This is a genomic window from Pseudomonas sp. MDT2-39-1 (assembly GCF_054898085.1).
In genome coordinates, this window is the sequence record NZ_CM142716.1 from 2,192,264 (window position 1) to 2,214,934 (window position 22,671).

At 59.3% G+C, this 22,671-nt stretch carries 18 protein-coding genes; 16 read left to right on the top strand and 2 right to left on the bottom strand.

The window, feature by feature from the left end; translation table 11 throughout:
- Positions 1 to 49 precede the first annotated feature (49 nt).
- The 16 genes from dksA to ACYZTM_RS10675 all read left to right on the top strand — a co-directional run bounded on the left by dksA (position 50) and on the right by ACYZTM_RS10675 (position 21,061).
- Positions 50 to 490, top strand: a complete 441-nt coding sequence (dksA, locus tag ACYZTM_RS10600; protein ID WP_131061781.1) for an RNA polymerase-binding protein DksA — start codon at positions 50 to 52, stop codon at positions 488 to 490.
- 286 nt (positions 491 to 776) lie between these two features.
- Positions 777 to 1,664 carry a tRNA glutamyl-Q(34) synthetase GluQRS gene (gluQRS, locus tag ACYZTM_RS10605; protein WP_461988542.1) on the top strand — a complete coding sequence of 296 codons (888 nt, stop codon included), beginning with the start codon at positions 777 to 779 and terminating at the stop codon, positions 1,662 to 1,664.
- 77 nt (positions 1,665 to 1,741) lie between these two features.
- Entirely contained in the window at positions 1,742 to 1,918 is a 177-nt protein-coding gene (locus ACYZTM_RS10610; RefSeq protein ID WP_003176118.1) for a hypothetical protein, read from the top strand.
- Positions 1,902 to 4,856, top strand: a complete 2,955-nt coding sequence (locus tag ACYZTM_RS10615) for a sensor histidine kinase (RefSeq protein WP_162556248.1) — start codon at positions 1,902 to 1,904, stop codon at positions 4,854 to 4,856. The genes ACYZTM_RS10610 and ACYZTM_RS10615 overlap by 17 nt, the downstream gene beginning before the upstream one ends.
- Before the next feature lie 22 nt (positions 4,857 to 4,878).
- Positions 4,879 to 6,315 carry a sigma-54-dependent transcriptional regulator gene (locus tag ACYZTM_RS10620; protein WP_461988545.1) on the top strand — a complete coding sequence of 479 codons (1,437 nt, stop codon included), beginning with the start codon at positions 4,879 to 4,881 and terminating at the stop codon, positions 6,313 to 6,315.
- A 737-nt stretch (positions 6,316 to 7,052) separates the two neighbouring features.
- The gene (locus tag ACYZTM_RS10625) at positions 7,053 to 8,453 is read left to right on the top strand and encodes a polynucleotide adenylyltransferase PcnB (protein ID WP_131061778.1); all 1,401 of its coding nucleotides are present in this window, start codon (positions 7,053 to 7,055) and stop codon (positions 8,451 to 8,453) included.
- A 3-nt stretch (positions 8,454 to 8,456) separates the two neighbouring features.
- Entirely contained in the window at positions 8,457 to 8,936 is a 480-nt protein-coding gene (gene folK / locus ACYZTM_RS10630) for a 2-amino-4-hydroxy-6-hydroxymethyldihydropteridine diphosphokinase (protein WP_461988547.1), read from the top strand.
- Positions 8,937 to 9,305: 369 nt separating this feature from the next.
- Positions 9,306 to 10,106 carry a 3-methyl-2-oxobutanoate hydroxymethyltransferase gene (gene panB, locus ACYZTM_RS10635; protein WP_131061776.1) on the top strand — a complete coding sequence of 267 codons (801 nt, stop codon included), beginning with the start codon at positions 9,306 to 9,308 and terminating at the stop codon, positions 10,104 to 10,106.
- Positions 10,103 to 10,963, top strand: a complete 861-nt coding sequence (gene panC, locus ACYZTM_RS10640; RefSeq protein ID WP_461988550.1) for a pantoate--beta-alanine ligase — start codon at positions 10,103 to 10,105, stop codon at positions 10,961 to 10,963. Before panB ends, panC begins: the two co-directional genes overlap by 4 nt.
- Before the next feature lie 196 nt (positions 10,964 to 11,159).
- Entirely contained in the window at positions 11,160 to 11,540 is a 381-nt protein-coding gene (gene panD, locus ACYZTM_RS10645; protein WP_003228271.1) for an aspartate 1-decarboxylase, read from the top strand.
- A 225-nt stretch (positions 11,541 to 11,765) separates the two neighbouring features.
- Positions 11,766 to 13,430 (top strand): glucose-6-phosphate isomerase, encoded by a 1,665-nt coding sequence (gene pgi / locus ACYZTM_RS10650; RefSeq protein ID WP_131061774.1) that lies wholly within the window; start codon positions 11,766 to 11,768, stop codon positions 13,428 to 13,430.
- 215 nt (positions 13,431 to 13,645) lie between these two features.
- Complete coding sequence (gene acs, locus ACYZTM_RS10655; RefSeq protein ID WP_461988552.1) at positions 13,646 to 15,583, top strand: acetate--CoA ligase; 1,938 nt, start codon at positions 13,646 to 13,648, stop codon at positions 15,581 to 15,583.
- A 50-nt stretch (positions 15,584 to 15,633) separates the two neighbouring features.
- On the top strand, positions 15,634 to 16,506 hold the full coding sequence (locus ACYZTM_RS10660) for an oxygenase MpaB family protein (RefSeq protein ID WP_131061772.1): 873 nt from the start codon (positions 15,634 to 15,636) through the stop codon (positions 16,504 to 16,506).
- A gap of 183 nt (positions 16,507 to 16,689) precedes the next feature.
- Positions 16,690 to 17,706 (top strand): class I SAM-dependent rRNA methyltransferase, encoded by a 1,017-nt coding sequence (locus ACYZTM_RS10665; protein ID WP_461988555.1) that lies wholly within the window; start codon positions 16,690 to 16,692, stop codon positions 17,704 to 17,706.
- Positions 17,707 to 17,822: 116 nt separating this feature from the next.
- Positions 17,823 to 20,765 (top strand): DUF748 domain-containing protein, encoded by a 2,943-nt coding sequence (locus tag ACYZTM_RS10670; protein WP_131061770.1) that lies wholly within the window; start codon positions 17,823 to 17,825, stop codon positions 20,763 to 20,765.
- Positions 20,765 to 21,061 (top strand): DUF2845 domain-containing protein, encoded by a 297-nt coding sequence (locus ACYZTM_RS10675; RefSeq protein WP_131061769.1) that lies wholly within the window; start codon positions 20,765 to 20,767, stop codon positions 21,059 to 21,061. The genes ACYZTM_RS10670 and ACYZTM_RS10675 overlap by 1 nt, the downstream gene beginning before the upstream one ends.
- 285 nt (positions 21,062 to 21,346) lie before the next feature.
- Here the strand turns inward: ACYZTM_RS10675 and ACYZTM_RS10680 are convergent, their stop codons facing one another.
- Both ACYZTM_RS10680 and ACYZTM_RS10685 read right to left on the bottom strand, forming a co-directional pair.
- Positions 21,347 to 21,700 (bottom strand): BON domain-containing protein, encoded by a 354-nt coding sequence (locus tag ACYZTM_RS10680; protein ID WP_131061767.1) that lies wholly within the window; start codon positions 21,698 to 21,700, stop codon positions 21,347 to 21,349.
- 557 nt (positions 21,701 to 22,257) lie between these two features.
- Positions 22,258 to 22,671, bottom strand: coding sequence for a pilin (locus ACYZTM_RS10685; protein WP_131061766.1), 414 nt, complete (start codon positions 22,669 to 22,671; stop codon positions 22,258 to 22,260).

Genomic DNA, 22,671 nt, shown 5'->3' on the forward strand with positions numbered 1-22,671 from the left:
ATGGAGCAATCCTGCGCAATGGATTACAAGAGTAGAGGCGGTCCATTTCATGCCCACCCAAGCAAAGCAGCAAAATACGTCGATCAGCGGCTTCGAACCCTACCAGGCAGTAAAGGGCGAGGAGTACATGGGCAAGCCCATGCGCGCTCACTTCACCAAGATCCTGAATAAGTGGAAACAGGACTTGATGCAGGAAGTCGACCGTACGGTTGATCACATGAAAGACGAAGCGGCCAACTTCCCTGACCCGGCAGACCGTGCCAGCCAGGAAGAAGAGTTCAGCCTTGAACTGCGTGCCCGCGACCGCGAGCGCAAGTTGATCAAAAAGATCGACAAGACGCTGCAGCTGATCGAAGACGAAGAATATGGCTGGTGCGAGTCCTGCGGCGTCGAGATCGGCGTCAAGCGACTGGAAGCCCGCCCTACCGCCGACATGTGCGTTGACTGCAAGACCCTGGCGGAAATCAAGGAAAAGCAAGTCGGCAAGTAATGTCGCCTTGAACGAAGAACGGAGCGTGCGAACGCTCCGTTTTTGTTTCTGAAATTTGCCCCGCAGAAAACCTGTGGGAGCGAGCCTTTGTGTTGAGGGGATTTATCGGAATGCCGCACCACCCCGTTCGGCTGCGGAGCAGTCGCAAACCCAGTTGATGCGCTCTATCTGACGCGCCGCGATTACAGAGTTTGGGGCCGCTACGCGACCCAACGGGGATAAATCCCCTCGCCACAAAGGCTCGCCCACAGGGACTTGCGTTCGCCGGACAACATAGACCGCTTTTATGACTTCCCCCACCTACATCGGACGCTTCGCCCCCACGCCCAGCGGCCATCTGCATTTCGGCTCGCTGGTCGCAGCGCTGGCCTCGTACCTCGACGCGCGTGCGGTGGGCGGTCGCTGGTTGATGCGCATGGAGGATCTCGATCCGCCACGGGAAGAACCCGGCGCTCAGGCAGCCATATTGAAAGCTCTGGAAAGCTACGGTTTCGAGTGGGACGGTGAAATGGTCCGCCAGAGCGACCGGCACGAGGCTTACGCCGAAGTCCTCAATCGCCTGTTCAATCACGGACTCGCTTACGCCTGCACCTGCTCGCGCAAGCAATTGGAGCCGTACCACGGCATTTACCCGGGACTGTGCCGAAATGCCGGCCACGGCACTGAAGACGCCGCGATTCGACTGCGTGTGCCCGAGCTGGACTACCACTTCATCGACCGCGTGCAAGGCGAGTTCCGTCAGCATCTGGGCCGGGAAGTCGGCGATTTCGTGATCCGCCGCCGCGACGGGCTCTATGCCTATCAACTGGCGGTGGTACTGGACGATGCCTGGCAAGGCATCACAGACATCGTGCGGGGCGCTGATCTGCTGGACTCCACGCCGCGCCAGCTCTATCTGCAAGAACTGCTTGGCCTGCCGCAACCGCGCTACCTGCACATCCCGCTGATTACCCAGCCCGATGGCAACAAGCTGGGTAAATCCTACCGCTCACCGCCGCTGACCGAAGATCAGGCCACGCCTTTGTTACTGCGTGCGTTGCGCGCACTGGGGCAAAACCCGGGCAAGGAACTGGCCTATGCGACACCGCGGGAAGTGCTGGATTGGGGTATCGCCCACTGGGATGCGTTATTAATCCCGCGCACACTGACCCTGCCCGAAGCGCAACTACAGTGATCACACTTGCAGTGGCGCGCCCATCCGTTACCATCGCCGCACGTTTTCGGGCACGGGCATAAAAAAGAGAGGCCGGGATGTACATCTATCGCTTGGTCCTGCTCCTGGTAGTGGGGATTTATCTGTTCTCCCCGGCCATCATGGACTGGTGGATCGACGCCACTGGCGCCTGGTATCGCCCTTATCTGCTCTGGCTGATTCTGATCGTCGTGACCTTCATCCTGCAGAGCCAAAAAGATGCCGATGAGCTTTAGCCTGACCCAGATGATCCTGATCAGCGCCGCGTACCTGGCGGTGCTGTTCGGCGTCGCCTGGATCAGCGAACGGGGCATGATCCCCCGGGCGATCATTCGCCACCCGCTGACCTACACCCTGTCGCTGGGGGTTTATGCCAGTGCCTGGGCGTTTTACGGCACGGTGGGCCTGGCCTATCAGTACGGCTACGGTTTCCTGTCCAGTTACCTCGGGGTCTCCGGGGCGTTTTTGCTGGCGCCGGTGTTGCTGTACCCGATCCTGAAAATCACCCGCACGTATCAGTTGTCGTCCCTTGCCGACCTGTTCGCCTTCCGTTTCCGCAGTACATGGGCCGGGGCGCTGACCACTATTTTCATGCTGATCGGCGTGCTGCCATTGCTGGCGTTGCAGATTCAGGCGGTGGCCGACTCCATCGGCATCCTGACCCGCGAGCCGGTGCAACATCGCGTGGCCCTGAGCTTTTGCGCACTGATTACCCTGTTCACGATTTTCTTCGGGTCGCGCCACATCGCCACCCGCGAGAAACATGAAGGCCTGGTGTTCGCGATTGCCTTCGAGTCGGTGATCAAGCTGATCGCCATTGGCGGCGTCGGCCTCTATGCCCTTTATGGCGTGTTCGACGGTCCGCAACAGCTGGAACTGTGGCTGCTGCAAAACCAGACCGCCCTCGCCGCATTGCACACGCCATTGCAGGAAGGTCCGTGGCGTACGCTGCTGCTGGTATTCTTCGCCTCGGCGATCGTGATGCCGCACATGTACCACATGACCTTTACCGAAAACCTCAACCCGCGTTCGCTGGTCAGTGCGAGCTGGGGCTTGCCGTTGTTCCTGCTGCTGATGAGCCTGGCGGTGCCGCTGATTCTCTGGGCAGGACTGAAACTTGGCGCCACCACCAACCCTGAATACTTCACACTCGGCATCGGCATCGCCGCCAACAGCAAGGCCCTGGCGCTATTGGCCTATATCGGCGGATTGTCGGCGGCCAGCGGCCTGATCATCGTCACCACCCTGGCGCTGTCCGGGATGGCGCTGAACCATTTGGTGCTGCCGCTCTATCAACCACCGGCCGAAGGCAACATCTATCGCTGGCTGAAGTGGACCCGCCGGGCGCTGATCGTTGCGATCATCATGGCCGGTTACGGTTTCTACCTGTTACTGGGCGCCGAACAGGATCTGGCCAACCTTGGCATTGTCGCGTTCGTTGCCACGCTGCAATTTCTGCCGGGCGTCCTGTCGGTCCTGTATTGGCCGACCGCCAACCGTCGCGGTTTCATCGCCGGTTTGCTGGCGGGAATTCTGGTGTGGCTGGTGACCATGCTGTTGCCGCTGGTCGGCAATCTGCAGGGTTTCTACATTCCACTGTTGAACATGATCTACGTGCTGGACGACACCAGTTGGCACATGGCCGCGATCGCGTCCCTGGCCGCCAACGTGCTGATGTTTACCCTGATCTCGCTGTTCACCAACGCCAGCCCCGAAGAGGCCAGCGCCGCCGAAGCCTGCGCCGTGGACAATGTGCGTCGGCCGCAACGCCGGGAATTGCACGCCGCCTCACCCCAGGAATTCGCTACGCAGCTTGCAAAACCCTTGGGAGCCAAGGCCGCACAGAAAGAAGTCGAGCAAGCCCTGCGCGATCTCTACCTGCCGTTCGACGAGCGCCGGCCTTATGCCTTGCGCCGTTTGCGTGACCGGATCGAAGCCAACCTTTCCGGCCTGATGGGGCCAAGCGTGGCGCAGGACATGGTCGAGACCTTCCTGCCGTATAAGGCCGGCGGCGAAAACTACGTCACCGAAGACATCCACTTCATTGAAAGTCGTCTCGAGGACTACCACTCGCGCCTCACCGGCCTTGCCGCCGAACTCGATGCCCTGCGCCGTTATCACCGCCAGACCTTGCAGGAATTGCCGATGGGCGTTTGCTCGCTGGCCAAGGACCAGGAAATCCTCATGTGGAACAAAGCCATGGAGGAGCTCACCGGGATTGCCGCGCAGCGCGTGGTCGGCTCGCGCCTGAGCACCATCGCCGATCCCTGGAAAGAACTGCTGCAAGGCTTCATCAATCTGCCGGACGAGCATTTGCACAAACAGCACCTGGCCCTTGATGGCCAGACCCGCTGGCTGAACCTGCACAAAGCGGCGATCGATGAACCGCTCGCGCCGGGCAATAGCGGCCTGGTATTGCTGGTGGAAGACCTGACTGAAACCCAGATGCTCGAAGACAAACTGGTGCACTCCGAGCGCCTGGCCAGCATCGGCCGACTCGCCGCCGGCGTGGCCCATGAAATCGGCAACCCGATCACCGGCATCGCGTGCCTGGCGCAGAACCTGCGCGAAGAGCGTGAAGACGATGGCGAGCTGAAGGAAATCAGCGGGCAGATCCTTGAGCAGACCAAACGCGTGTCACGCATCGTTCAGTCGCTGATGAGTTTCGCTCACGCCGGCAGTCATCAGCACAGCGACGAGCCCGTCTGTCTGGCCGAAGTGGCTCAGGATGCCATCGGTTTGCTGGCCCTGAACCGACGCAATTTCGAAGTGCAGTTCTATAATCTATGTGACCCCGATCACTGGGTCGAAGGCGATCCGCAGCGCCTCGCCCAGGTTTTGATCAACTTGCTCTCAAACGCCCGTGACGCCTCGCCTCCCGGCAGTGCGGTGCGGGTCAAAAGCGAAGCCGGCGAACACACGGTCGACTTGATCGTGGAAGACGAAGGCAGCGGAATTCCGAAGAACATCATGGACAGATTGTTCGAACCTTTCTTCACCACCAAGGATCCTGGCGAAGGCACCGGTCTGGGCCTTGCACTGGTCTATTCCATCGTTGAAGAGCATTATGGACAAATCACCATCGACAGCCCGGCTGATGTACAAAGCCAACGCGGCACCCGTATCCGGGTGACCTTGCCGCGTCATGTCGAAGCGACGTCCGCTGTGAACTGAGACCGTCGAGAGTATCGAATCAATGCCGCACATTTTGATCGTCGAAGACGAAACAATTATCCGCTCCGCCTTGCGCCGCCTGCTGGAACGTAACCAGTACCAGGTCAGCGAAGCCGGTTCAGTGCAGGAAGCACAAGAACGCTTCACTATTCCCACGTTCGATCTGATCGTCAGCGACTTGCGTCTGCCGGGCGCTCCGGGCACCGAGTTGATCAAGCTCGGCCAGGGCACTCCGGTGCTGATCATGACCAGCTACGCCAGCCTGCGTTCGGCCGTCGACTCGATGAAGATGGGCGCGGTGGATTACATCGCCAAGCCTTTCGACCACGACGAAATGCTCCAGGCTGTCGCCCGTATCCTGCGTGACCGCCAATCGCTGCCAGCCAGCGGCGAGCCGGTCACCGGCAAAGCCGGCAATGGCGCGGCGAAAGCGGGTGTCGATAACAGCAACGGCGAAATCGGCATCATCGGCTCATGTCCGCCGATGCAGGACCTGTACAGCAAGATCCGCAAAGTCGCGCCGACCGATTCCAATGTCCTGATCCAGGGCGAATCCGGTACCGGCAAAGAACTGGTGGCCCGCGCCCTGCACAACCTCTCCAAACGCGCCAAGGCGCCGATGATTTCGGTGAACTGCGCAGCCATTCCGGAAAGCCTGATCGAGTCCGAATTGTTCGGCCACGAAAAAGGCGCATTCACCGGCGCCAGCGCCGGGCGTGCCGGTCTGGTGGAAGCGGCGGATGGCGGCACCTTGTTCCTCGACGAAATCGGCGAACTGCCGCTGGAAGCCCAGGCCCGTTTGCTGCGCGTGTTGCAGGAAGGTGAAATTCGCCGGGTGGGTTCGGTCCAGTCACAGAAAGTCGATGTGCGCCTGATCGCCGCGACCCACCGGGACCTCAAGAGCCTGGCGAAGATCGGCCAGTTCCGTGAAGACTTGTATTACCGCCTCCACGTGATCGCCCTGAAACTGCCGGCCCTGCGTGAGCGCGGTGCAGACGTCAATGAAATCGCCAATGCCTTCCTGGCGCGACAGAGCGCGCGGGTCAACCGCACCGACCTGAAGTTCGCTGCGGATGCCGAACAGGCGATTCGTCATTACTCCTGGCCGGGTAACGTGCGCGAACTGGAAAACGCGGTAGAGCGCGCAGTCATCCTGTGCGAGAGCCCGGAGATTTCCGCCGAGCTGCTCGGGATCGACATCGAACTGAGCGATCTGGAAGACGACGACTTCATCGGCCTGCCCCCGCAACAGGGCAACAACGCCAGCAATAACAGCCATGAGCCGACCGAAGACCTGTCGCTGGAAGACTACTTCCAGCACTTCGTACTTGAGCATCAGGACCACATGACGGAAACCGAACTGGCCCGCAAACTTGGGGTGAGTCGCAAATGCCTGTGGGAACGTCGTCAGCGCTTGGGTATTCCGCGGCGCAAGACCGGGGTGGCCAGCGAGAGCTGAGCCGCGCTTGTCTGATGTGTGGGTAACACGTGACTTTGTGAAAAAACTGTTACCTCACCTATTTCACGTAACAGAAGCCGGGGCTTACGGTAACGAAGCCCCGGTTTTTTTGGCCTCTGAAAACCTCATCAACCGGCCTAACCCCTTGTTTTGCTAGGCCTCACAAAAGTTGGCACGCACCCTGCTATATGTTCAGTACAAGAACAATAACAAGCAATGCACAAGACAATAAAAATAAGACGAATCGACTCACGCACAATAAAAACAAGACGGCGAGAGGCGCAGCTAACTGATTCTTTTGGAGAGGCGTTGTATTTGGGGCTTGCCCCACGACCAGGCCGAGAATAATAAAAAACTGTCATAAGACAGTGCCTGAACTGGTTGGATCGCAAGATCACTGCAGCACAGCGACCAAAGCAATCCGTTTGCTCTTGGCTCCCGATTGGGAGGGTCATGAAGGAAAAACTTCATGGCGAGGGCACTTAACAAAAACAAAAAGCCCGAATCAAAAAAATAAAAATAGAGCATGCAACTACTTTCTTGGGGAGCTTCGGCTCCCCTTGTAGTTTCTGGCGTTTGAGCCTTGTAGCAGGTGCTACAGGGACCGCGCTTTCCAGATATGCCCTTCAAGCGCTTGCGCAGCTTCCTACACCATCCCCTGACTAAATGCTAGAATCCCCGCCCATCATGCGGTCATTCTTCGTTATGGCCGAACATTCCTTCAAACAGTGCATCCCATGCTGAAGAAGTTGTTCCAGTCATTCCGTTCTCCCAAGCGTCATACGCAACACATTCGCAGTACGCCTGAAGTGCTAAACAGCGGCCAACACTCGCTGCAAAAGGCCCAATTCAGCCGTTATGCGGTGAACATCGTCGAACGCCTGCAGAACGCTGGTTACCAGGCCTACCTGGTTGGCGGCTGCGTGCGTGACATGCTCCTCGGCATCACGCCGAAAGATTTCGACGTCGCGACCAGCGCCACGCCTGAACAGGTTCGAGCCGAATTCCGCAACGCGCGGATCATCGGTCGCCGCTTCAAACTGGTGCATATCCACTTTGGCCGCGAAATCATCGAAGTCGCGACCTTCCGCGCCAATCACCCGCAAAACGACGAGGAAGAAGATACCAACCAGTCTTCCCGTAACGAGAGCGGGCGCATCCTGCGCGACAACGTCTACGGCACGCTGGAAGAAGACGCGCAACGCCGCGACTTCACCATCAACGCCTTGTATTACGATCCGGTCAGCGAACGCATCCTCGATTACGCCAACGGCGTACACGACATCCGCAATCACCTGATCCGCCTGATCGGCGATCCGAAGCAACGCTACCAGGAAGACCCGGTACGGATGCTGCGAGCCGTGCGCTTCGCCGCCAAGCTGAATTTCGGCATCGAAAAGCACAGTGCCGCGCCAATCCGCGACCTGGCGCCGATGCTGCGCGAGATTCCTTCAGCCCGTCTGTTCGAAGAAGTGCTCAAGCTGTTCCTCTCCGGCCATGCCGCGGACACCTTCGAGATGCTGGTCGACCTGCAGTTGTTCGACCCGCTGTTCCCGGCCAGTGCCGAGGCGCTGGAATACAACCCGACGTACACCCACACCTTGATCAGCGAAGCGCTGACCAACACCGACCTGCGCATCAAACAGAACAAACCGGTGACCCCGGCATTCCTGTTCGCAGCCTTGCTGTGGCCTGCCCTGCCGGCCCGCGTACTGCGTCTGCAAGAACGGGGCATGCCGCCGATTCCGGCGATGCAGGAAGCGGCTCACGAGCTGATTGCCGAACAGTGCCAGCGGATTGCGATTCCGAAACGTTTCACCATGCCGATCCGCGAGATCTGGGACATGCAGGAGCGTCTTCCGCGCCGCAGCGGCAAGCGTGCGGACCTGTTGCTGGACAACCCGCGGTTCCGCGCCGGTTACGACTTCCTGCTGCTGCGTGAAAGCGCCGGCGAGCAGACCGATGGCCTGGGCGAATGGTGGACCGACTATCAGGACGCCAACGACAGTGAACGTCGCGACATGATCCGCGACCTCAGCGGCAAGGATGAAGGCACCGGCGCTCCACGCAAACGTCGCCGCAGCGGTGGCGCCAAGCGCAAACGTGCGGCTGGCGCACCGAGTGCCACGGGCGAGTAATCCATGGAACGCATCTACATCGGCATGGGCAGCAATCTGGCTGACCCCGCCGAACAATTGCGCAGCGCCGTCGAGGCGCTGGCGCAGTTGCCGCAGACCGAACTGGTCGGGGTGTCCGGGTTTTATCAAAGCGACTCACTCCTGCCCGGCCAACCGCGTTACACCAACGCGGTCGCCGCCCTCGACAGCACGCTCGCGCCGCTGGACCTGCTTGATGCGCTGCAAGCCATCGAGAACGAACAAGGCCGCGAGCGTCTTGAGCGCTGGGGCCCACGCACGCTGGACCTCGACATCGTGCTGTTTGGCGATCGGCTGATCGACGAACCGCGCCTCAAGGTGCCTCACTACCACATGCAGGAACGGGCCTTCGTTTTGTATCCGCTGGCTGAACTGGCGCCTGCGGGTTTGCGCCTACCTGATGGCCGCAGCCTGAAGGAGTTACTCGACGCCTGCCCGTTCGTCGGCCTGGAACGCCTCCCCTGAACGCCGCCATTCCACTGTAGGCGCGAAGCTTGCTCGCGAAAGCGCACTGACATCCAATATTTATGTCGACTGTCACACCGCTTTCGCGAGCAAGCTTCGCTCCTACAAAAATAGTGCATAGCCAGATCCCGACTGCTGAAACGCATCAGTTACCCCGGTAACACCCCACGCGTAACAATGCGGTAACACATGCAATTGACTTCCCGAGTTCTCCTCACGACTATAGGCGTCCCGCTGCCGCCAACACGGCATTGAAGGGCGCAATCCAGGCCTTAAAAGCACGACAACAGACCGTGCGCCTGTATTTAACGAAGAATCACGCGCGTTACTCGCAGTAGTTTCCACAGCGCCTGAATGAGGAACTTTTTCATGCCAGCCATCACCCTGACTACTCTGCAAGGTCTCAAGCAAAAAGGTGAAAAAATCACCATGCTGACCTGCTATGACGCGACCTTCGCCCACGCCTGCAATGAGGCTGGCGTCGAAGTGCTGCTAGTGGGCGACTCCCTCGGCATGGTTTTGCAAGGTCACGACAGCACCCTGCCGGTGACCACCGCCGAAATGGCTTACCACGTGGCAGCCGTCAAACGCGGCAACGCCGATGCGCTGATCCTCGCCGACCTGCCGTTCATGGCCTACGCCACCACCGAACAAGCCATGACCAACAGCGCCCTGTTGATGCAGGCCGGTGCACACATGGTCAAGGTTGAAGGGGCATTGTGGCTCGCGGACTCGATCCGTCTGCTGGCCGAACGTGGCGTCCCGGTGTGCGCGCACATGGGGCTGACGCCGCAATCGGTGAACATTCTCGGGGGCTACAAAGTCCAGGGCCGCAGCGAGAACCAGGCACGACAGATGCGTGCCGACGCCATCGCCCTGGAACAGGCCGGTGCCTCCATGTTGCTGCTCGAGTGCGTACCGAGCGAACTGGCCCAGGAAATCACCCAGGCAGTGGGTATTCCGGTGATCGGCATCGGCGCCGGCAGTGACACCGATGGCCAGGTCCTGGTTCTGCACGACATGCTCGGTCTGTCCATTACCGGCCGCGTGCCAAAATTCGTAAAGAACTTCATGAACGGCCAAACCAGCATTCAAGCTGCACTCAGCGCCTACGTCACAGAAGTCAAAGCAGTAACCTTCCCTGGGATCGAACACGGATTCTCTGCATGAACACCGTAAAAACCGTACGCGAACTGCGGGCCGCCGTGGCCCGTGCCCGCAACGAAGGCAAGCGCATCGGCTTCGTGCCGACCATGGGCAACCTGCACAGCGGCCATATCGCGCTGATTACCAAAGCGACCCAACGGGTGGATTTCGTGGTCGCGAGCATTTTCGTCAACCCGCTGCAATTCGGCGCTGGCGAAGACCTCGACAAATACCCGCGCACCCTGGCCGCTGACCAGGAGAAACTGCTCGAGGCCGGCTGCCACTTGCTGTTCGCGCCAGCCGTTGAAGAAATGTACCCCGACGGCATGACCGGCCAGACCCGCGTCAGCGTCCCGCAACTCTCCGAAGGCCTGTGCGGCGCCAGCCGTCCCGGGCATTTCGAAGGGGTGGCGACGGTGGTCAGCAAGCTGTTCAACATGGTCCAGCCTGACCTGGCGATCTTCGGCCAGAAAGACTTCCAGCAACTGGCGGTGATCAAATCCCTGGTCCATGACTTGAACATGCCGGTCCAGATCATTGGCGAACCGACCGTGCGTGCGGCCGATGGCCTGGCGCTGTCGTCGCGCAATGGTTTCCTCAGTGAAGAGCAACGGGCCGTTGCGCCAGTGGTGTATCGCGTCCTGAGCCAGATGGCCGAGGCGATCAAACAGGGAGAGCGAGATTTCCCGGCGCTGATCGACGCACAGATCAAGCAGCTCGAAGCGGCGGGTTTGCGCACCGATTACCTGGAGATTCGTCATGCGCAAACCTTGCGCCCGGCGACCCCGGAGGATCGGGATCTGGTGATTCTGGTAGCGGCGTTCCTGGGCACCACGCGGTTGATCGACAACCTGCACCTGAGCCTCGACACCACCGCCTAAGCACCGCCAGATAACTGTAGGAGCGAAGCTTGCTCGCGAAGAGGCAGTCACATTCAACATTTGCATCGACTGATACGACGCGTTCGCGAGCAAGCTTCGCTCCTACAGGGTACTGCGTGGCTTCGCCCCCTTATTGCTGCCCTTTATGCCTTCGGGCAAACTGCCCGCCGTTCGATTCCTACCTGGGAAAACACTCATGCACGCCATCATGCTTAAAGCCAAGCTGCATCGCGCCGAAGTCACTCACGCAGTACTCGATTACGAAGGTTCTTGCGCCATAGACGGCGAATGGCTGGATTTGTCCGGCATCCGTGAATACGAACAGATCCAGATTTATAACGTCGACAATGGCGAACGCTTCACCACCTACGCGATTCGTGGTGAAGAAGGCTCGCGCATGATTTCGGTCAACGGCGCTGCCGCGCACAAAGCCAAGGTCGGTGATCGCGTGATCATCTGCGCTTACGCGCATTACAGCGAAGCCGAGCTGCTCAACTTCAAGCCGCGCATGCTCTACATGGCGCCGGGCAATGAACTGAGCCACACCAGCAATGCCATCCCGGTTCAGGTCGCCTGATCGAACCGTCGCCCTTCCCGTTTGTCGAAACGTTCCCTGCTTTGTGTATAAAAAAGTACCGGGAACGTGTTAGACAAAGTCAAGACAGATCGCAGCGCGAGGTTTACTGTATTCGCCCTGTGTCATTGAAATCGTGTCGACGCAGTTGACCGGACGCCTGCCCACGGTGCGCCGGGATTTTCAGTGTTCAAAAAAGCCGTTCAAGTAAAAAGGAAACCCGCAGCGATGGCGTACTACCGCACTCCTAAAGACGTTACCGCTCTGCCCGCCTGGCAAGCGCTGAATGACCACCGCCAAGCCATGCAGGATTTCAGCATGCGCGAAGCCTTCAATGCCGATCCGCAGCGCTTTACTCAATTCACCCTCAGCAGCTGCGGCCTGTTTCTCGATTACTCGAAGAACCTGATCAACGCCGAGACCCGCAATCTGCTGGTGGGCCTGGCCAACGAAGTCGACCTCAAGGGCGCGATCAAGTCGCTGTTCGAAGGCGAAATCGTCAACGCATCTGAAGGTCGTCCGGCCCTGCACACCGCTCTGCGCCGCCCGGTAGGCGACAAGCTGTCGGTCAATGGCGTCAACGTGATGCCTGAAGTGCACAAAGTGCTGAACCAGATCACCGACCTCGTTGGCCGCATCCACGACGGCTTGTGGCGCGGTTACACCGAGAAGCCGATCACTGACGTGGTGAACATCGGCATCGGTGGCTCGTTTCTCGGCCCGGAGCTGGTGTCTGAAGCGCTGCTGTCCTACGCCCAAAAAGGCGTGCGTTGCCATTACCTGGCGAACATCGACGGCAGTGAGTTCCACGAACTGACCATGAAGCTGCGCGCTGAAACCACGCTGTTCATTGTTTCGTCGAAATCCTTCAATACCCTCGAAACCCTGAAAAATGCTCAGGCCGCTCGCGCCTGGTACCTGGCTCAGGGTGGTTCGGAAGCCGAGCTGTATCGTCACTTCATCGCCGTGTCCAGCAACAACGCGGCGGCCGTGGCGTTCGGTATCCGTGAAGAAAACATCTTCCCGATGTGGGACTGGGTTGGCGGTCGGTATTCGCTGTGGTCGGCCATCGGCTTGCCAATCGCCCTGGCCATCGGCATGTCGAACTTCAAGGAACTGCTGTCCGGTGCCTACACCATGGACCAGCACTTCCAGAGCGCGCCATTCGACCAGAACATGCCGGTGCTGCTGGCCTTGCTCGGCGTCTGGTACGGCAACTTCTGGGGCGCGCAAAGCCACGCGATCCTGCCGTACGACCACTACCTGCGCAACATCACCAAGCACTTGCAACAGCTGGACATGGAATCCAACGGCAAGAGCGTGCGTCAGGACGGCACACCAGTGGCCACCGAAACGGGTCCGGTGATCTGGGGCGGCGTGGGTTGCAACGGTCAGCACGCGTATCACCAGTTGCTGCACCAGGGCACCCAACTGATTCCGGCCGACTTCATCGTGCCGATTGTCAGCTTCAACCCGGTCTCCGACCACCACCAGTGGCTGTACGCCAACTGCCTGTCGCAAAGCCAGGCACTGATGCTTGGTAAAACCCTTGCCGAAGCCGAAACCGAGCTGCGTGACAAAGGCATGAGCGAAGAAGAGGTGCATAAACTCGCGCCGCACAAGGTAATCCCGGGCAACCGTCCGAGCAACACCTTGGTGGTCGAGCGCATCAGCCCGCGTCGTCTCGGTGCGCTGGTGGCGATGTACGAACACAAAGTCTTCGTGCAAAGCGTGGTCTGGGGCATCAACGCCTTCGACCAGTGGGGCGTGGAGCTGGGTAAAGAACTGGGCAAAGGCGTCTACAACCGCCTGGTCGGCAGCGAAGAAACCCCGGCTGACGATGCCTCCACCCAAGGCCTGATCAACTACTTCCGCGGCCGTCACCGCGGCTAACGCCATCCCTGTAGGAGCGAACGGTGCGGCGATCCGACTTGCTCGCGAAGAACGATAACTCGGTGTACCTGATACACCGAGTCGCCTTCTTCGCGAGCAAGTCGGATCGCCGCACCGTTCGCTCCTACAGGGTGGTGTTTGTCCTCGGGTCTTGAACCCTTTCGCTACTCGGCGCATCTTTATTACTTGTCGCAAAACAAGAATAAGGAACCGTCATGTTCGATATCAGCACGTTCCCCAAAGCCGATGCCGTCCGCCGGGCTGCACAATTGAGTCAAGACGACTACCACCGCCTCTACCGCCAATCCATCGACCATCCCAGCACCTTCTGGGCCGAGCAGGCCTCCCGCTTTCTCGACTGGAGCACGCCATGGGAAACCGTCCAGCGCTATAACCTGAAAACCGGCGAGGCCAGCTGGTTTGCCGGCGGCAAACTGAACGTCAGTTACAACTGCATCGACCGTCACCTGGAAACACGCGGCGATCAGATCGCAATCCTCTGGGAAGGCGACGACCCCGCCGAATCCGCGCAGATCACCTACAAAAAACTTCATCACAACGTCTGTCGCCTGGCCAACGTGCTCAAAAGCCGTGGCGTGAAAAAGGGCGACCGCGTGTGCATCTACATGCCGATGATTCCCGAAGCCGCCTACGCCATGCTCGCCTGCACGCGGATTGGCGCGGTGCATTCGGTGGTGTTCGGTGGCTTCTCGCCAGACTCTGTGCGCGACCGGATTCTCGACGCCGACTGCCGCACGGTAATCACCGCCGACGAAGGTGTGCGTGGCGGAAAATTTGTGCCGCTCAAACAAAAAGTCGACGAGGCGCTGAAAAGTTGCCCGAACGTCAGCACCGTCATCGTCGTCGAGCGCACCCAGGGCGAAGTGGACTGGGTTGAAGGTCGCGACCTCTGGTATCACCAGGCACTGCGCGACGTCAGCGACGATTGCCCGCCAGAACCCATGGACGCCGAAGACCCGCTGTTCATCCTCTACACCTCCGGCAGCACCGGCAAACCCAAAGGCGTGCTGCACACCACCGGCGGCTATCTGCTGCAAGCGGCAATGACCTTCAAGTACGTACTCGACTACCGCGATGGCGAAGTTTTCTGGTGCACCGCCGACGTCGGCTGGGTCACCGGCCACAGTTACATCGTCTATGGCCCGCTGGCCAACGGTGCGACCACGCTGATCTTCGAAGGCGTGCCGAGCTACCCGAGCAGTTCGCGCTTCTGGCAGGTGATCGACAAACACCACGTCAACATCTTCTACACCGCCCCGACTGCGCTGCGCTCGCTGATGCGTGAAGGCCCGGAACCGTTGAAGGAAACGTCTCGCCAGAGCCTCAGATTACTCGGCAGTGTCGGTGAGCCGATCAACCCGGAAGCGTGGGACTGGTACTTCAACGTCGTCGGCGAGCAGCGTTGCCCGATCGTCGATACTTGGTGGCAGACCGAAACCGGCGGCATCATGCTCAGCCCGCTGGTCAGCGCTCAACGGATCAAACCCGGCTGCGCTACACAACCGATGTTCGGCGTGCAACCGGTGTTGTTGGATGAAACGGGCAAGGAAATAACAGGCGCCGGCAGTGGTGTGCTGGCGATCAAATCCAGCTGGCCGGCGCAGATCCGCAGCGTCTATGGCGACCCGCAACGCATGGTCGACACCTACTTCAAGCCCTACCCCGGCTACTACTTCACCGGTGACGGCGCGCGGCGCGACGAGGATGGCGATTACTGGATCACAGGTCGCATTGACGACGTGATCAACGTCTCCGGGCACCGCATCGGTACTGCGGAAGTAGAAAGCGCACTGGTGTTGCACGACAGCATTGCCGAAGCGGCGGTGGTCGGTTATCCCCACGACCTCAAGGGCCAAGGCATCTACGCCTTCGTCACGCCCATGAACGGCACCGAGCCCAATGACGAACTGAAGAAAGAACTGCTGGCCCACGTCAGCAAGGAAATCGGCAGCTTCGCCAAACCGGACTTGATCCAGTGGGCCCCGGCCTTGCCAAAAACCCGTTCGGGCAAGATCATGCGGCGTATCCTGCGCAAGATCGCCTGCAACGAACTGGACAGTCTGGGGGATACTTCCACCCTGGCCGACCCGAGTGTCGTCCAGGAGTTGGTCGACAAACGCCTGAACCAATAAGCCCCGCGCGGCCAGTAATGGCCGCGTTTTATTTTCGCCACTGAGTTGCCATGGAATTCATCCGTACCCGCATCGAAAGCCAGCTCATGAGCCTGACCGGTCTGTCATTGGGCAAGCTCGACCTGGAAAATCCCAAGGGCGATCCCGGCCTGTTCGGTCCCGATTCGGTGAGTTGGCAAGTCCATGGTGATTTCAGCAGCATGCTCATCGGCGGCATTAGCGCGCTGATGCTGCAAGCGCTACATCCACTGGCCCTGGCCGGGGTTTGGGATCACTCGAATTTTCGCGAAGACATGATCGGCCGATTGCGCCGCACCAGTCAGTTCATCTCCGGGACGACATTCGGTTCGAGCAAGGACGCCGACTGGCTGATCGAGAAGGTTCGCACTATTCACCTGCAAGTGGTCGGCATTGCACCAGACGGCCGGCCCTACGCCGCCAGCGATCCCGACTTGCTGACGTGGGTGCATGTGGCCGAGGTCAGTAACTTCCTCGCCGCGCATCTGCGTTATCGCAATCCGCACCTTTCATTGATTGATCAGGACCGTTACTACGGCGAAATCGCACGGGTTGCCGAACGCCTGGGCGCCCGCGATGTGCCGCGCAGCCGCAAGGAAATCGCTGATTACCTTGAACGAATCCGCCCGCAATTGTTGTGCGACCAACGCAGTCGCGAGGTGCTGCGACTGCTGTTGAATGCGCCCGCCCCCAGTCGCTTGGCCAAACCGTTTGGCGGCTTGATGATGCAGGCCGGGATCGATCTGCTGCCGGACTGGGCCAGTGACATGCTCGGCGTCAATCAGAACCCGTTGCAACGCCAACTGATCCGCGCCAGCGTCAAGCGCAGTGCGCCAATGCTGCGCTGGGCAATGCGTAATGGCTCGGTACAGCGGGCCAGGCGGCGGATGGGGTTGTTGACCTGACGCTTTTGATCGTTCCCACGCTCCGCGTGGGAATGCAGCCCGGGACGCTCTGCGTCCCAATAGCGGACGCGGAGCGTCCATTTGAGGCATTCCCACGCAGAGCGTGGGAACGATCAGGGGCTCGGGATCAGGTGCAATGCTGTTAAACTCCCGCGCCAAATTCCCTCCTGCAAGGCGCCCAGCATGTCTTCCTTGAATCAGGCGCTGCGCGCCGCCCTCGATCATCGCCAGGACCTGCTCGCCGAGCTGCATCAGCAAGGTACCGATTGCTATCGCCTGTTCCACGGCAGCCAGGAAGGCGCCGGTGGCCTGACCATTGACCGCTACGGCCCGCAACTGCTGGTGCAAAGCTTCCACCAGTCGCTGGAGCGTGACGCGCTGTTGCAACTGCACGAAACCATCAATCAACACCTGGGCCTCGAAACTCTGCTGGTCTATAACGACCGCTCCCGGGGCAACTCGCGCATCGATCGCGAAGACACCGTTTACCGCGCCGACGAGGCGGCCCTGCAGGATCTGGTTGGCCACGAATGGGGCCTTAACTACAGGGTTCGCGGGCGTCACGCCGGTCAGGATCCGCTGCTGTTCCTCGACCTGCGTAACACGCGCGGCTGGGTCAAGGAACACATCAAAAACAAAAGCGTGCTCAACCTGTTCGCCTACACCTGTGGTGTCGGCCTGAGTGCTGCAGCCGGCGGGGCAAGCGAGGTGTGCAACCTGGATTTCGCCGAGGGCAATCTGGCGGTCGGCCGTGAAAACGGCCTGCTCAACCCGCAGTTGCCAGCCATGGAATTCATCCAGTCCGACTACTTCCCGGCCATCCGCCAACTGGCGGGGCTGCCGATCAGTCAGCGGCGCGGGCAGAAACTGCCGAGTTACCCACGCCTTGAACAGCGTCAGTACGACCTGGTGCTGCTCGATCCGCCGGCCTGGGCCAAGAGCGCGTTTGGCACGGTCGACCTGCTGCGCGACTACCAGAGCCTGCTCAAACCCGCGCTGCTGACCACCGCCGACAACGGCGTGCTGATCTGCTGCAACAACCTGGCAAAGGTCAGCATGGACGATTGGCGCGAACAGGTTTTGCGTTGCGCGGAGAAGGCCGGGCGTCCGGTGCGTGAGTGGACCGTGTTGAAACCGGGCGGCGATTTCCCGTCGATGGATCAACAGCCGCCGCTGAAAACGTTGATTCTGCAACTCTGATCACGCAGGAAATTTCCGGTGCTGTTTTCTGAAAAAGCAGAACAGTGCGATCACTTCGGAACCGGAAACGCGTGCCATACTCCAACGCACTCCGATTCAGACAGATGAAGCCACACATGCCCAAAGGATTGATTCGCGCTATTGGCGCATTGTTGACTGCTCTGGCCCTTTACAGCCTGCTGGGGTTTCTGATTTTGCCGGGCATCGCGTTGCGGGTCGCCAACCAGCAATTGGCCAATTACGCCACGATGCCCGCCACGATTTCGCGGATTGAACTCAACCCATTCAGCCTGGAAGTGACCCTCTGGGGCCTGATCATCGGCGAGCCGGGTAAAGAACAGGTCGGCTTTGAACGCCTGTACGCCAACTTGCAGATCGACAGCCTGTGGACCAAGGCGCTGCACCTGTCCGATATCGAAATCGACAAACCCAAGACCGAAATCCTGTTTGGCAAGGACGGCAAACTCAACCTGCTTGGCCTGTTCAAGATACCCCCCAGTGAACCGACCCCGGCCGACCCGGACGCCAAGCCGTTTCCGTTACGCATCGAGCGGATCAAACTGGCTGACGGCTATGTGCACTTCCAGGACGCACGGCCCAGCGAGCCCATCGAATTTCTCTACGACAAACTCGACTTCGAGCTGAAGAACCTCAGCACGCTGCCGGAAGATAACGCCGACATGACCCTGGTGGCGGTCGGCCCGTCGGGCGGGCAGATCGACTGGACCGGCAATTTCAGCCTGATCCCGATCGCCTCTGAAGGTAAGTTGAAAGTCACCGATGCCAACATGAAAGTCTGGTGGCCGTACGTGCGTGACTCGGTGCCGCTGGACCTGGAAAACGGCAAGCTGAATCTGAGCACCGATTACAAACTGAACCTGTCCAAAGAAACCGAACTGCTGCTGAGCAACGTCGCCCTCAGCATTGCCCCGTTCAATATCAAGGCACCGGACGGGCGACCGCTGGCGAAGCTTGCGCGCCTGGACGTCAGTGAAACCACCGTGGATCTGGCCAAGCAGCAAGTGGTGGTCGGCAAGATCCGCAGCCAGAAACTCGAAACCTGGGCCGCCCTCGAAGCCGATGGGCAACTCGACTGGCAAAAGCTGTTCGCCAGCCAACCGTCCAAGGCAGCCGTGAAGGCTGATGCCGAACCGACCAGCACACCGGCAGCCGCCGACTCACCGAAAGCTGAACCTGTGCCGCCAAGTAAACCTTGGCAAGTGTTGCTCAAAGATGTGCAACTGCGCGATTACCAGGTGCATCTGGCCGATCGCAAAGCGCAACCCGCCGTCGCGTTGGACATTGGCCCGCTGAACCTCGATCTGCAGAATTTCGACAGCCTCAACGGCTCGCCTTTCAACCTCAAACTCGATACCGGCGTGGGCAAACAGGGCAAGCTCATGGCGGACGGCGTGGTCAATCTGGCACCGGTCAGCGCCAAATTGAACGTGCAGACCAAGGACATCGACCTGCGTGTCGCCCAGTCCTACATCAGCCCGTTCATTCGCCTGGAACTGCGTAGCGGCATGCTCGGCAGTGATCTGGCGGTCGATCTGAAAAGCACCGAGCCATTGGCGTTCAGCGTCACCGGTAAAGCGCAGGTTGATCAGTTGCATACCCTCGACACCCTCAAGACCCGTGACTTTCTCAAGTGGCAGCAATTGGTGCTCGAAGGCCTGAACTATCAACACGGCGACAGCCTGTCGATCGACAAGGTCAACCTGTTCCAGCCTTACGTGCGCTTCATGATCAACGATGACCGCACCACCAACATCGATGACCTGCTGATCCCGCAACCGGCCGACTCTGGCACCAAGACGACGGCGGCGGCCAAACCCGCCAGCAAGGAAAAACCGCTGGGCATCCACGTTGGCGGCATTGCCATCAATGACGGTTCGGCGAATTTCGCCGACTTCAGCCTGACCCCGAACTTCGCCACGGCCGCGCAACAGCTCAACGGGCAGATCGGCACCATCGACAGCCGCCAGGCGAAACCGGCCACTGTCGACATCAAAGGCAAGGTCGACCGCTACGCGCCAGTGACCATCAAGGGTTCGGTCAACCCGTTCGACCCGATGGCCAGCCTCGACATCGCCACCAGTTTCAAACGCGTGGAATTGACCACGCTGACGCCCTACTCCGGCAAGTTCGCCGGTTACCGCATCCGCAAGGGCCGACTCAATCTCGACCTGCATTACATCATCACCAAGGGCCAGCTCAAGGCCGAAAACAAAGTGGTGGTCGAGCAACTGCAACTGGGTGAAAAAGTCGACAGCCCGGACGCGGTAAGCCTGCCGCTGAAACTGGCGATCGCCTTGCTCAAGGACGTCGACGGCAAGATTTCCATCGAGCTGCCAGTGACCGGCGACTTGAACAACCCGCAGTTCAGCGTCATGCCCATTGTCTGGCAGACCCTGCGCAACCTGATCGTCAAGGCCGCTGCCGCCCCGTTCAAAATGATTGGCGGGCTGGTCAGTGGCGGTAGTTCGCAAGATTTGGGCACCGTCTCGTTTGCACCGGGTTCAAGCGAGCTGAGCAAAGACGCCGAGGGTTCGTTGGTCAAACTGTCCCAGGCCCTCAAGGAACGTCCGGCCCTGCGCCTGGAAATCGAAGGCACGGTGGCCGCCAGCAGCGACGGCCCGCTGATTGCCGAGCAACGGCTTGAACGCGAATACCAGTACAACTACTACAAAATGCTCCAGCGGCGCGGTGACAAGGTTCCGGCCCAGGCGTCATTGCTGCAAGTGCCGGACGGCGAGAAAGGTCCGCTGCTGGAAGGGATCTACCGCACGCGCCTGAAGAACCAGCCACCCGCTGAATGGAAGGACCTGGGCAAGGAAGAACGCACCGCAAAAATGCGCGCAGACGTGATCAAATTCTGGAGTTCCAGCGATGTGCTGCTGCGCCAGCTCGGCCAGGAACGCGCCAGCAGCATCAAGGACTACCTGGTGGACAAGGCGCAGATGGCCGACGACCGCATCTACTTCATCGACGCCCAACTGGGCGAGGCGCAAAGTGACGGTCGGGTGGTAACGCCGATGCACCTGGATGCCGAGTGATGATCAGACGATTGCTGATAAGCCTGACCCTGGCACTCGCGGCCAGTCAGGCCTCGGCGGCCGATACCCTGCGCTGCGGCAGTCAATTGGTCAGCGTTGGCGACCGGTCCAGCGAAGTGCTGCAGAAATGCGGTGAACCGGTCAGCCGCGATCTGTTGGGCTACAAGCGCAGTGCCAACCGGCGAGAAGAGTTTCAGGTCGAGGAATGGACCTACGGGCCCAATGGCGGGATGTATCAATACCTGCGGTTTGAAGGTAACCGGCTGAAACAGATCACCAGCAAACGCGGTAACTGAACCCACTTAAATCTTATGTGGGCACATTTCAATGTGGGAGTGAGCCTGCTCGCGATAGCGGTGTAACAGTCAACAAAGATGTTGAATGTTATGCCCTCATCGCGAGCAGGCTCACTCCCACATTGGTTTTGCGGCGCCCACAATAGAACAGGCCCCCGACACGAATGTCAGAGGCCTGTAATGGCCACATCCTTGTGGCCTTTCGCATGAACTCTCCAGAGACGGCAGGCGTATTGCTCAGCCCGTCTGCCGCGCCTTCTCCCAGTCCAGGCGAGAAGTCTTGCCTTACTCGGCTTTCAGGCCGTCAGCGGAGACCGCTTTGACGCCTTTGATCTTCTTGGCGATCGCTACTGCGACGTCTTTCTGGGAATCAGTCACGGCAGTAGTGGACGACAGGGAAACAACCCCTTTGTTGGTTTCAACCTTGATGTCGGTACCAGGAATGCCTTTTTCAGTGACCAGGTCTGCTTTGACTTTGGTGGTGATCCAAGTGTCGGAGGTAGCTTCTTTGGCTTGGGTCACTTCACCGGCAGCCAGGACCATTGGAGCCTGGGTCGCCTGGGTCTGGGCAAATGCAGCGTTGGCCATGGTCAGGGTCAGCGCGGTAGCAGTAGCGGCAGCGATAGCGAACTTCTTCATACGAGTAACTCCTGTTTTTCTAGAAAGTCTGCTGCGTGTCTTGTCAGCAGGGTTACCAGAGATATTGCGAACGCTGTGCCAACTTTGAGACAGATAATAAATCGTTATAAATCAGTATCTTAGTAAAAATGTCGATTTTCGGAATCATGCAAAATGCAAGACTTCGAGTTTCTCTACATGCAACTTGCAGGTTTTGTCGCAGGCCTAAGGCCATGAATTGTCGGGGTTTTTTTTGCTTTTCGAAATTGAGGGTGTCATTCCAACAAAAAGCCCCGCTTTTTAGGGCTAATGCTGTTCACTTAAGACAATCATCAGTCGAGCGAGAACCTGTGGCGAGGGGATTCATCGAAACGTCGCACCGCCCCGTTCGGCTGCGAAGCGGCCCCCTGCGCCCGTTCAGACAGACCGAGTTGTGTGGATTTACGACTGCTTCGCAGCCGAACGGGGCGGTGCGACGTTTCGCTGAATCCCCTCGCCACAAATGAGTGCCCGCGCTTAAGTGAACAGCATTACGCTTTTTAGGGCAGGGCTTTGGCTTTCAAGAGATTTGTTGAGCGTTATGCCGCACCAGTGCAGCCTTTAGGCAAGAAGTCTTGCTGAGCAGTGCTGGTGCAAGCCCAGCCCGTCGTCGAGCGTGTCAGCGTGATCGTCTTGCCTAAAACCGGTGCAGGCGCGTTAACGATCGTACAAACAATGGTCCCTGCGCCATCAGCGGCTGTACCGGACGCTGTCAGCGTGCAGTTTGACGTTGGGCTAACCCCACCAATTGCCGCCACATTCGCCGGGCTGGTCCCGTTATTCATGAGTTCTTCAAATGGCACTTTCAACGCAGAAATCTCGGCCAGTCCCGCCGTGACTTTGGCCTTCGCTTGATATTTGGAGTACATCGGCAACGCAAACGTCGCCAGGATCCCGATGATCGCCACGACGATCAGCAGTTCGATCAGGGTAAAACCTTTTTGAGTATTCAT